Here is a 10,128-nt window from a genome sequence, read left to right as displayed (position 1 = left end):
CATCACAGAAGCAAGATCTTTTATGCGATATATTAAGTTCAAATAGGAGAAGGAGTTGAAAAATATGACATCTATAAATATAAATAAAGAAAAGTTTGGACAATTAATTCATAAGGAAAAACCGGTTTTGGTTGATTTCTGGGCACCGTGGTGTGGTTATTGCCGTAGAATTGGAGCGGCTTATGAAAAAATAAGTGAAGAATACAGCGATATTCTTATTGCTGGAAAAGTAAATATTGATGAAGAACCACAGATTGCAGAAGCTGAAAAGATTGAGATAATTCCTACGCTGGTTTTATATCGGGATGGAAAGGCAATAGATTCTATTGTTGCACCTGAATCAAAAATAATGATAGAGAATTTTATTAATGAAGCATTGGAAAAATAAAAGGAGGACTGCTGTATGAATGAAAATCATGTTTACGATATGATTATCGTGGGTGGAGGACCTGGAGGGTATACTTCAGCATTATACGCAGCCAGAGCAGGACTTGATACAATTGTTATAGAAAAATTATCTGCAGGTGGTCAGATGTCATTGACCTGGCAGATTGATAACTATCCTGGTTTTGAAAATGGAATTGACGGATTTTCATTGGCAGAGAAAATGCAAAAACAGGCGGAAAAATTTGGCGCTAAAAGTGAATATGCTGAAGTTTATAATATGGATTTAGCAGGAAAGCTTAAGAGAGTAGAAACTAGTTCGGGAATTTATATTGGGAAAACAGTAGTGATTGCTACTGGAGCAAATCCAAGAGAACTTGGTCTTGCTAAAGAAAAAGAATTGATAGGTCATGGGGTTGCTTATTGTGCCTCCTGTGATGGTATGTTTTATAAAGATAAGATCGTGGTGGTTGTTGGTGGTGGAAATTCTGCTGTATCAGATGCTGTTCTTTTAAGTCGAATTGCTAAGAAAGTCATCATTGTTCATCGAAGAGATACATTACGTGCAACGAAAATCTACCATGACCAGCTGATGAAAACTGAAAATATAGAGTTTCGATGGAACAATACAGTAAATGAACTGATTTATGGAGAACGATTGACTGGTGTGCGGTTGAAAGATACAGTTACAGGAGAAGAAAACATTATAGAATGTGACGGCCTGTTTGTGAGTATAGGAAGAAAACCGACAACAGATTTTTTAGATAATCAGATAGAACTGGATAATAAAGGATATATTGTGGCAGGTGAAAACACTGAAACGAGTATTCCGGGTGTTTATGCTGTAGGAGATGTCAGAACAAAGTTACTTCGTCAGATAGTAACAGCAGTGGCAGATGGTGCTATGGCAGTACATATGGCAGAAGAGTATGTGGAGAAATAACAATCAGAATTTAATTGTTTAAGAAATTGTTCTTTGGTTAATGGCATTTTTATGTATCCTCTAGTTTTACTAAAATTCAATATGTATTATGTATATAAATAACAGATAATCAGGTATTATCCTTCAGCTATTTGAAAAAATATATATCTACTGCAACTGTTCCGTAATATCTATAGTTTAAAAATGTACAAGAAGCTCGGTTGTCTTATTGGGGACGATTAAGAGGAAGAAATAAACACTATATAATGAAACAATTACATATGAGATGGAATTTTCTATAAGGACACAGGAATCTGGCAGTTCTTAGTGTTACCAAATCCTTCTGTCGTACAGGCTTCATAAAAGGAACTAATATGCGACACTATTGCAATCGAGGTAATATTGACATAGAATTCCATGTATTATAGAATGGTATCTGTAAAAAGAAGGCATGAAGAAAGCAGCTTTAAACGGGCTGCTTTTTTTGTGTCTTCTTTTGTCTTTCCTGAGTACCGGAGGAAAAGGAGTTTTCTGGATGGAGCAGAGAAGACAAAAATAAATAAGAACAGGAGGAAGTATATGGAGGATACCAAAAAAACAGTTTTGGCGGGAAACGGGGAAAAAGATGTTCCGCGTGCGGTCTACGATGGTGTTTTGACAATCGATGTAGACGCGCAGGTTGAAAGCATGGAGGAACAGGAAGAAGCCAGATGGCATCAGCTTTTGAATGCACATCGTACCAGAAAGATCCTGACGGGCCAGCTCGGGGGCATTGAAAAACTGGAGAGTGGATGGATGGTTGCTGTTACATACTTTAATGGTTTCCGGATCATTATCCCAATGAATGAAATGATGATCAACCTTCAGGGAGACGGGCGTGAAAACGCGGATACCTTAAACCGTCAGGTCCGTATTGCTAACAACATGCTCGGCTGTGATATTGATTTCATCATCAAAGATCTGGATAACAAGAGCCGGAGCGTTGTAGCATCCAGAAAAGATGCAATGCTTAAAAAGAGACAGACTTTTTACCTTGGGGAAGATACAGAAAAACCAATGCTCTATGAAGGCAGGATCGTAGAAGCAAGGGTGATCGCGGTAGCTCCCAAAGCAGTCCGCCTGGAAGTCTTTGGTGTAGAAGTATCTGTCCGGGCCAGGGACATGGCCTGGGAGTGGATGGTAGATGCCGGAGAAAAATTCCAGGTAGGTGATCTGGTGCTGGTCATGGTCAATAAGGTGGAAGCAAGCTCTGTTGACCAGATCATTATAGAAGTGGATGCAAAGAGTCCGACAGCCAATATCAATAAAGATAACCTCCGGAAATGCCATAAACAGGGAAAATATACAGGGATCATTACGGAAGTCTATAAGGGAACCTATTTTATCCGCCTTGATATCGGAGTCAATGCCGTGGCACATTCCTGCAATATGTCCGCACTTCCGGGAAAGAAAGATAAGATTGGATTTGTGGTGACCCGCATCAACGACAACTATGAAGTGGCAGAAGGCATTATCACAAGGCTTATCAAAAGAGCTTCCTGAAAATGTTTTTATGATTTTCAAAGAATTCTGTTGACACAGAAAAAGGGATTTCTTTAACATCGGAGATAAAGATGGAAAGGAGTGACGTCAGATGGCAAAAAAGAAGAAAAAACAGATGCGGGAAACCTTGTACTGTCCATATTGCAAAAGACCCGGGGTACTTAGGCCTGCAGCTTATGTCTATGGAGATAACAACCTGGATCCGGAGAAATACCTGTATGTATGCAGCGGCTATCCTTCCTGTGATTCATACATTGGGGCACACAAAAAAAGTATGCGTCCCATGGGAACCATGGCTGACAGCAATCTGCGTAATAAGCGGATCGAAGCACACAGAGCTTTGGATGCAATCTGGAAAAATGGTTATATGACCAAACACAGCACATATATCTGGCTTCAGAACCGTTTGAATCTCCGGGAAAAGGACACACATATCGGGAAATTTTCTTATTACCTGTGTGAACAGACCATCCGGGAATGTACAGACTATATAAAAAGCCGAGAGGAAAAAAAGAAATCCCCGGATAAAATAAGCGTGGCATGACGGAAAGGATGGATGCCCTTGAGACTACAGGCGACAGAAGATGATGTATATCATCTGATGGACCTTAAAGAACAGTATTTTATTATGACAGCAATATGCAGTGTGGCAGAGGGAATCAGCGCATACTTTTTCATATACCAGAAAAGATGCTGGGATCTTGTATATTTGTGTACTGCACTGGCGCTTGCGATAATCCTGCTTCTTCGTCAGGCCATAAAAATCAGCCGGAGGATCATGGAGGCAGAAAACTGTTATATGGCACTTGAAGAGGACAGCCTGGCAGTCTGCCAGCCGGAAAAAAACGGAAAATATGAGTCCTGCAGGATCTTTTACGATGAGATGGATAAGATCGTAGAAGGATCCAGACGGGGAATTCCAGAATTTTATATCGTGATCCGAAAAGAAGGGAAAGAACAGAAAAGCTTTTTCCTTTTGGATGAAGAAGAACAGGAACGGGATGTTTTCTGTGTACGATCCTTTGGCTTTGACAATCAGGGATTCATGGAGTTTTATCGGAAACTCAGGTGGATCGTACCGGGAAGAACAAGGATTATCGGGACCAAAACACAGGAAGTATGGAAACTGCGGCGGCCGAATATCGGAATCTGTACGGCAGCAGGCATGCTTTTGGGGTATGTACTTCCAAAACTCCTGGAAATGATGTATGGGTAACAAGTTATATGAAAGAAAACAGATCAGAAGCAGAGATTAGAAAGAGTGAAAATGACAAGGAGGAAATGTCATGAGATGGTATACAGCAATCGGAATGAAAAAAGATGATGCAGATGGAAGGTTTTGTGTCTGGGTAGATGGGGAAGAAAAAGTACTTACAGAAATGGAAACTATTTTGTGGGCTGCGCTCACCTGGTCTTTCTGTGAAGAGGATAAGGTCCACTCCCAGATGCATCGTCTTCTTGTATTTAGCCTTGGAGAAAAACAGGCACAGGAATGGGCGGACAAAGAAGATTTTCAGTTTTGCCTGAACCGTCTGGTAAAGCGGGGCCTGGTTGTGCTGACAGAAGGATGTACCAGAGAGGAAGCTGTATACAGCATTATCAGCCGGGCAGTCATGTCTCCCATGGCCTTTTCACGGACAGAACGCATGAAGCATTTTATGGAAGCCCTTTCCATGGGAAAAGGACTGAAGTTTTCACTGAGAGCTTTTAAAAAGCCGCTGCTTACAGAAGAGGAATACCAGCTACTTTCCTATCTTCAAAGAGAAGGGGATGTTTCCTGCCACCTGAAATGTTTAAAAGAAGAGGCAAAAAGCAGGGAACCCAATTTAGCAGATTCCCTCCAGGGACAGATACAACGGGAATTTATAAGCCGTGTAGCGCAGCTTTACTATAAGAAACAGCTTGTGATCGACAACATAAGAAGGGAGGACTGCCTTGAAGCAAACGGAACATCCGTATTGGCACAGGCTGTATAGATGCTTGGAAGATTTTGGAACACGTTATCAGAATATACCGGATTTTTTTAAGGACAGGATCCAGCGATATGGTATCCTGTCTCTTTTTATCCTGCTTTTCGGATCATTTATGGGAACATGGATGAAAGACAAAACTTTTATTTTCTGGTCTTTCCTGCTTGGGATTATCGGGTTTATAAGAACATATCTTATTTTCCGCACCGCGGATAAAAAGACCTATGAAATCGTGGAAGGGCTGGTAACCGGGATAGACGGGAAAATTCCCTTTGCAAGATTACGGAAGATCCGGGTAAGTGATCCGGCCGGACGGCAGAGTGAACTTTTGCTGGATAAAAACGTAAAAGTTTTGGAGGGAAAACGTTACCGGTTTTATTTTGGCATAAATGAAAAGAAGCTGGTAGGAATCCGCCGGGTGGATGCAGCACTCAATAACGGGACTTTTTTGGGAAACGAAGAAATATAAGAGGAAGAGATCCCTTTTATAGCAGGGAGGGGAGCACCAGGCATGGTTCGATTCCATGCTGCCCTGTTTCCGCAAAAGACTATTGCGGGAAATACAGCAAAGGAGAGAAGGATATGTCAGAAACACTACAGGGAACCGTGAAATGGTTCAGCGCACAGAAAGGATACGGCTTTATCACCGGTGAAGACGGGATTGATTATTTCGCCCACTTTTCGGAGATCCAGATGGATGGATACCGGAAATTAAGCGGTGGCCAGCCGGTCCTTTTTGAAGCAGGGACGGATGCCAACGGGCGAAGCCTTGCCAAAAATATTTCCCCGGCGGATCCAAACGCTGAGTAAGACGTTTTCATAGTGCATGTACAGATTACCTATTCCCCTCAGATACATGCATTTATGTAGACGGATGAAAAGACAGGCGGTATCATGCCGCCTGTCACAACATGTAGCAGAATAATAAAGATAACTCACATAATAACACAATATATAGTTAAAATTAATTGACAACCACAAAATGTTGTGGTAGTCTTTAAATGAAAAATAATTTAACAGTCTATAAAAGACTGTGGTTATTCTTTAGTTCCGGACATTCCGGAAGAAACACTTTGGGGCGGTCTTGCCCTTAATGAGAAAAAATGGATATGCAAAATATAAGGAAGATGCAAGAAGGAAAGAAGATTCTTTTTGTGTCTTTTTTTATTGCATAAAAAGCAGAAAGGAGGAGCACGAATGAAACTGGCAGTTAAGGAAACTGCAAAAAGAAATACCTTAAGAACATCAAAAAAAGAAAACACATTGTAAAATCAGGAGGGTCGATTATGGAGACAATTAAATGGGAAAACGCAAATGCACTGGAAATTGGAATGCTTATGGAGATGGCAGAAGACGGCTATGTATTTTGCATCGAAGATGGAAAGATACAGGCTGTTGAAGTCCGGATTTTCAGCTAGCGTGGAAAGGCGGACATTATGTATTATAAAGATGACTTTTATAAGGAGTTCCGGACAGAAAAGGAACTGTGCGAGTATCTGGAAGAGATAGACAGCCGGGCAGAATGGATCCGGATCACCAGTAAGAAATTAAAGGTGGCAGCTGCAGGAGAGGAAACCTGCACAGAGGTTCCGGGCATTTCCCTGGAAGCACTGGAAAAAGATACTTTATCTCATTCCAGGCTGGTTCTTATCCTGCCCGAGAGGATCTGTTATATAGGAAATTCAGCAATCAAATCGTTGAAAGGACGGGCCAGGATTGATGGCAAAGCCCTGGCAGATGTCGATAAGAAAACACTGGCAGAGATCTTGAATAAATGCCTGAAGGTTGCAAGAGGAAGAGCACTGATCCGTTTCTGTGAAGGAAAAATAAGGGCAGTCCTGTCTGGTGATGAAAAAGATTATGCCATCATATCCATGCCGGATATGTACATGGTTACCTCGGCATATATCCATGGGGACTATGAGAAGGCAACGTTTTTAAACGGCTATGCAGATCATTATTCTGTTACGGCGTCCTGGCAGCTGGAAGATACGAAACTTACAGATGTTTATAAGGAACTGATGCAGAATTATGGAAGAAAGACCGATAAGGACATAAAAGCAGTTGTACGGATCACTACGTCAGACGTTGGTGTGTCCGGAGCGAATATTTTTTATTCCCTGCAGGAGCCGACAAGAAATGTGATCCTTGGCAATGCCCTGAAGGTTACGCACAAAAACTGTAAAGGAATGGAAGATTTCACGGAAAACATAGAGTCGATCTTTGATTACTACCGGGAAGTCTTAAAAGGGGTCATGCGGCTGTGTGATATCTGGATCGAGCATCCGGCAAATGCCATGGCAGGGATCATGAAGCAGGCGGGATTTGGAAAAAAACTGCTTGCAGAAACCGTGGAGCAGTTTAAGGCTACTACTGGGAATGAGCCATGCAGCGCATACGAGATCTACTGCGGGATCTGTGAATCCATTACCATTGCAAGGCAGGAAAAGACGAATGAGAGAGGACTTTTAGCTCTGGAAGAAAAAATTGCCGGCTGTGTGTCAAAACGCTGGCATGAATATGATATTCCTGGCACTGTAAAATACTAACAGGATTTAAAAGAATGGAGACAGCATGGACTGTCTTTTTTTGATGGGAGGAAAACATGAAGGTTACGAATGGAAAAGATGTGGCAAGGCTGCTGGTAGATGAATACTTGAACTGCCATCCCACCGGACACAAAAAATTTATGGAGTCCATGGCAAAAGAGCAGCAGGAAATAAAAGACAATTACACTTATCTTGGGTTTGCCTGGCTAAAAGGTCTTTCAGAGGTCAGATATTACGATCTTCGAAACGAAGCATCGAAACTGATGGCCGATGATCTGTGTCTGCATGTAAAGGAACAGCCAGAAAGGGTGTGCCTGGTGTATGAAGGTGCAGAGGAAATGGAGATCAATCCTTCAGATGAAGAGCAGATGGCAAAAATGTTTACCTGCTACCTGCTTGCAGGAAGTATGGACGGATATGGGGAATTTGTGGATTATGCCCTTGATACACACCGGACACTGCAGCAGAACCTGACACGTTTTTTTGTGGAATGGTTTGCAAAAGCAGAAAAAGGCTCTGCATTTTTAAAACGGGCAAAAATGGTGTATTCCAGGTATTCCCTGCCATATATCTAAATTACGGAGGTATGTGATGGATAGAAAACTTCCGGACTGGTTAAAAGAGAGCAGGGAGGCAGAAAAACTGATCGCATGGCTGAAATCGCCGGATTGTGAAGTAAAAGAATTTTCCGGACAGCTGTTTATAAAGGCAAGATATGGAAACTGTTTCTTTTTCTTTGACTGTTTAAAGGAAAACAGAAAAACAGACCGGAACTGGTGTGCCGTGATCCACATGCCGGAGTATTCCCTTTATGAAGCAGAAGATCTTTTTCTGAAGCTGATCGGGATACCGGATGATTTTGGCTTTCCTGTGCGTGAGGATCTGATCCCGAAACTGGAAACACAGATAAGCCGCATTGGAAAGAAACTTATCCGGGAACAATGGGATGAACTTTTGTTAAAAGGCGGGTATGCAGCTGCACAGATGATCCCGGAGATCAGCAGGGTTTATATCCAGCTAAATGCAGACCGTTTTATTAAAAAAGGAAAGCGGCCGGAGGATCTGATCTATCAGCCGCAGTTTCATTTTGCGGATATGAAGTGGGAATTTTCTGACCGGATGTTTCTGGAATATTTAAGCAACCCGCAGCGGGCAGCAGAGCTTTTCGCCCAGAAGTGGCTCCTTGAAAAACTTCCGGAGATTTCAAAAAAGAAGATCTGTATCGGATGTATCCGGGAGGAAATGGAAGAAATGTTAAAAAAGACTGGGACAGGGCCGGAGGTAAGCCTTCCGCGTTCTGCTTAGTATAAAAAATGAAAAAATCAGGAGGAAACGAATAATATGGGTAAATACAATTACATGAATCTGAACCAGAAGATGATCAGGATCAGAAGAAAGGTGCCGAAGCTGATCCGCAAACGGTACAGTGAGGACGTTACTTATGATTTTATTTTAAAATTATATATGTCTTTTTGACTATCTTTTTATATCTTCTTAAATGTCCGCAAAGCCTTATTTTATAGGCTCTACGGGCATTTTGCTTTTGTGGTAAACCTCACATATCTAGGTCTATCTTCTTATATTTTCGCTATCAAGCGTGGTTAAAATCGTGGTAAATACTTCTATGCGATTAGACGCTGAACCTCTGATTTTGCGGTATCTATGGACGCATGAGCGTACCAGTTCATTGTGATACTGATGTTTGAATGCCCCATGATATACTGTAAATCTTTTGGGTTCATGTTCTTGCTTGCCAGCCTTGTGCAGAATGTATGGCGTAGCGTATGCGGTGTGATATGTGGCAAGGGATTGTCCTTGTGGTGCTTGTTGTATTTCTTTACCATACGGACAAATAAAGTGCTGTAATCAATGGCAACTTTCGGCTTGCCTTTATGATTGACAAACAGAAAATTGCTCCGTCCGTCTATCACAAATGGTTCTGCCTTTGAGCGTTTCTTCATAACCCGTTGAAATGCTTGTATCGTTTCTCTGCTTAATGGCACTTGCCTTATTCCGCTCTTTGTTTTAGGCGTTTCAATATAATAGCCTTGTTCCTTGCTCTTTAGTAACTGGTGGTCGATAACTACAACCTCATGGATAAAATCAACGTCCATGATTGTCAGTCCGCACAGTTCCGAGATACGAAGTCCAGTCTTTAACAGTATCAGCACATCATCATAATACTTGTGATACACATTGTCCGTCTTGATGAATGAGAGTAGGGATTGTTCCTGTTCCTCTGTCAATGCGACTTTCTCTTTGGTATCATTTTCTAGGACTTCACTCAACTTGAAATCAAAAGGGTTTTTCCTTACACAATCGTCTTGTATGGCGATATAGAATGACGCTTTTAACGAGCGTTTATGGTTGTTAATGGTGTTATAGGAAAAGCCTTTGTCTTTCATGCGTAACGCCCATTCCCTAGCGTCAGAGGGTTTTATCGTATCAATGCTCCTAGCACCTAACTTGTCCTCTTTCAATAACCGCATGAGCTGTTCCCGTTGTTTCTGTGTGCTTTTCTTCACGTTTGCCCTCTGTGCGTTCTGTTTGGCGTAGAGTTGGCAAAGCGTCATTTTCTTGCCTGTGCTGTCGATACCGTCCTCAATATCCCGTCTTATCTGCTGTTCCAGTTCACGAAGTGAGGGTTTTTCCCGTTTTCCCTTTGGTGTCGGGTCTGTGGGTGTCAATCTCCAAGCATACACATATTTTGTGTTTCCAAATGCGTCCACATATTTATATAAGTATTTTCCGTCTGTTCGTT

The 10,128-nt window shown here is 41.8% G+C and carries 14 protein-coding genes; 13 read left to right on the top strand and 1 reads right to left on the bottom strand.

All coding sequences use genetic code 11. The features are described 5' to 3' along the window. Positions 1–64: 64 nt before the first annotated feature. The 13 genes from NCY57_RS16000 (at position 65) to NCY57_RS16870 (ending at position 8,843) form a co-directional block, all read left to right on the top strand. Positions 65–388 carry a thioredoxin family protein gene (locus tag NCY57_RS16000; RefSeq protein WP_005330449.1) on the top strand — a complete coding sequence of 108 codons (324 nt, stop codon included), beginning with the start codon at positions 65–67 and terminating at the stop codon, positions 386–388. A gap of 15 nt (positions 389–403) precedes the next feature. Next, a complete protein-coding gene (gene trxB / locus NCY57_RS15995; RefSeq protein ID WP_173758674.1) occupies positions 404–1,327 on the top strand; it encodes a thioredoxin-disulfide reductase in 924 nt (307 codons plus the stop codon). A 558-nt stretch (positions 1,328–1,885) separates the two neighbouring features. After that, positions 1,886–2,848, top strand: a complete 963-nt coding sequence (locus tag NCY57_RS15990; RefSeq protein ID WP_110925766.1) for a S1 RNA-binding domain-containing protein — start codon at positions 1,886–1,888, stop codon at positions 2,846–2,848. A gap of 91 nt (positions 2,849–2,939) precedes the next feature. After that, complete coding sequence (locus NCY57_RS15985; RefSeq protein WP_055066318.1) at positions 2,940–3,392, top strand: zinc-finger-containing protein; 453 nt, start codon at positions 2,940–2,942, stop codon at positions 3,390–3,392. Positions 3,393–3,404: 12 nt separating this feature from the next. Next, entirely contained in the window at positions 3,405–4,064 is a 660-nt protein-coding gene (locus tag NCY57_RS15980; protein ID WP_250789842.1) for a hypothetical protein, read from the top strand. A gap of 70 nt (positions 4,065–4,134) precedes the next feature. Then, positions 4,135–4,824, top strand: coding sequence for a hypothetical protein (locus NCY57_RS15975; protein ID WP_173758676.1), 690 nt, complete (start codon positions 4,135–4,137; stop codon positions 4,822–4,824). Next, on the top strand, positions 4,784–5,287 hold the full coding sequence (locus tag NCY57_RS15970) for a hypothetical protein (protein ID WP_250789843.1): 504 nt from the start codon (positions 4,784–4,786) through the stop codon (positions 5,285–5,287). The genes NCY57_RS15975 and NCY57_RS15970 overlap by 41 nt, the downstream gene beginning before the upstream one ends. A gap of 113 nt (positions 5,288–5,400) precedes the next feature. Then, a complete protein-coding gene (locus NCY57_RS15965) occupies positions 5,401–5,628 on the top strand; it encodes a cold-shock protein (protein ID WP_005423033.1) in 228 nt (75 codons plus the stop codon). A gap of 476 nt (positions 5,629–6,104) precedes the next feature. Continuing rightward, on the top strand, positions 6,105–6,236 hold the full coding sequence (locus NCY57_RS16875) for a hypothetical protein (protein WP_005423021.1): 132 nt from the start codon (positions 6,105–6,107) through the stop codon (positions 6,234–6,236). 18 nt (positions 6,237–6,254) lie between these two features. Then, positions 6,255–7,367 carry a hypothetical protein gene (locus NCY57_RS15960; RefSeq protein WP_118044338.1) on the top strand — a complete coding sequence of 371 codons (1,113 nt, stop codon included), beginning with the start codon at positions 6,255–6,257 and terminating at the stop codon, positions 7,365–7,367. Between the two features lie 56 nt (positions 7,368–7,423). After that, the gene (locus tag NCY57_RS15955; protein WP_173758678.1) at positions 7,424–7,942 is read left to right on the top strand and encodes a hypothetical protein; all 519 of its coding nucleotides are present in this window, start codon (positions 7,424–7,426) and stop codon (positions 7,940–7,942) included. Between the two features lie 16 nt (positions 7,943–7,958). Beyond that, on the top strand, positions 7,959–8,672 hold the full coding sequence (locus NCY57_RS15950) for a hypothetical protein (protein WP_173734328.1): 714 nt from the start codon (positions 7,959–7,961) through the stop codon (positions 8,670–8,672). 36 nt (positions 8,673–8,708) lie between these two features. Then, the gene (locus NCY57_RS16870; RefSeq protein WP_284709607.1) at positions 8,709–8,843 is read left to right on the top strand and encodes a hypothetical protein; all 135 of its coding nucleotides are present in this window, start codon (positions 8,709–8,711) and stop codon (positions 8,841–8,843) included. Positions 8,844–8,989: 146 nt separating this feature from the next. On the opposite strand, the gene NCY57_RS15945 is transcribed toward NCY57_RS16870, so the two are convergent. Beyond that, a partial coding sequence (locus tag NCY57_RS15945; RefSeq protein ID WP_250789841.1) for a site-specific integrase occupies positions 8,990–10,128 on the bottom strand: 1,139 nt, incomplete at its 5' end.

This window comes from Blautia sp. MB18-30, assembly GCF_023669475.1.
Classification (GTDB): Bacteria; Bacillota; Clostridia; order Lachnospirales; family Lachnospiraceae; genus Blautia_A; species Blautia_A fusiformis.
The sequence above is the reverse complement of the archived record's forward strand: the minus strand, read 5'-3'. Positions and strand labels throughout refer to the sequence as shown.